Below are 762 nucleotides of genomic sequence, written 5' to 3' on the forward strand. Positions count from 1 at the left end.
GAAACGCTGTGACCGGCCTTGACCAGCGACCACGCCGTGGAGAGACCGGCGATACCCGCGCCGACAACGATCACATTCATCAAATCAGTCTTTCCGCAGCCGGTCGGCTGGCTCAACGCATTGGGTTGCGGGCGCCAACATACGGTCTGGAACCCGGCTGGCAAGCCGCGCTATTGGTCTGGCATGAGCAAATTGACGCCGCCCACCCTGGCCTTTGATCCAGCCACTCGTCACCTGCGGCTGGACCCGCACAAGCCGACCTTCTTCCAGAACCCTTACGAGGCCTATGCCTTTCTGCACGGCGCATCGAACGCATTCTTCTGGGAAGAATTCGGCTTCTGGTGCTTTGGCGGTTTCGATGACGTCAACCGGCTGCTGCGCGACCGCCGCTTCGGCCGCCAGAACCCGGCCGGCATTCCAGACAGCCGCGGCATCGGCCAGGATCGCAGCCATCTCAGCGCCTTTGACGGCATCGAAGCCAATTCCATGCTGGAGCTCGAGCCACCGGTGCACACGCGGCTCCGAACGCTGGTCAATCGTGCCTTCGTCTCGCGCCAGGTGGAACGGCTGCGGCCGCGTGTCGAAGCGCTCGCCAACGACCTGATCGACCGCTTCGAACCGGGCCAGGCCGTCGACCTGCTGCCCGCCTTCGCGGCGCCGCTGCCGATCACCATCATTGCCGAAATGCTCGGCGTGCCGGTCGAAATGGGGCCGCAACTGCTCGACTGGTCGCACCGGATGGTCGCCATGTACATCCACGGC

The 762-nt window shown here is 64.3% G+C and carries 1 protein-coding gene and 1 pseudogene; one reads left to right on the top strand and one right to left on the bottom strand.

Annotation, left to right across the window (positions count from 1 at the left end; translation table 11 throughout):
• Positions 1 to 80 (bottom strand): FAD-dependent oxidoreductase (locus EN935_RS38645; protein ID WP_127374380.1); only part of this gene is annotated, 80 nt, incomplete at its 3' end.
• Positions 81 to 183: 103 nt separating this feature from the next.
• On the opposite strand from EN935_RS38645, the pseudogene EN935_RS38650 reads away from it, so the two are divergent.
• A pseudogene (locus tag EN935_RS38650) lies at positions 184 to 762 on the top strand (cytochrome P450); the annotation flags it as partial.

This window comes from Mesorhizobium sp. M7D.F.Ca.US.004.03.1.1 (genome assembly GCF_003998635.1).
Classification (GTDB): Bacteria; Pseudomonadota; Alphaproteobacteria; order Rhizobiales; family Rhizobiaceae; genus Mesorhizobium; species Mesorhizobium loti.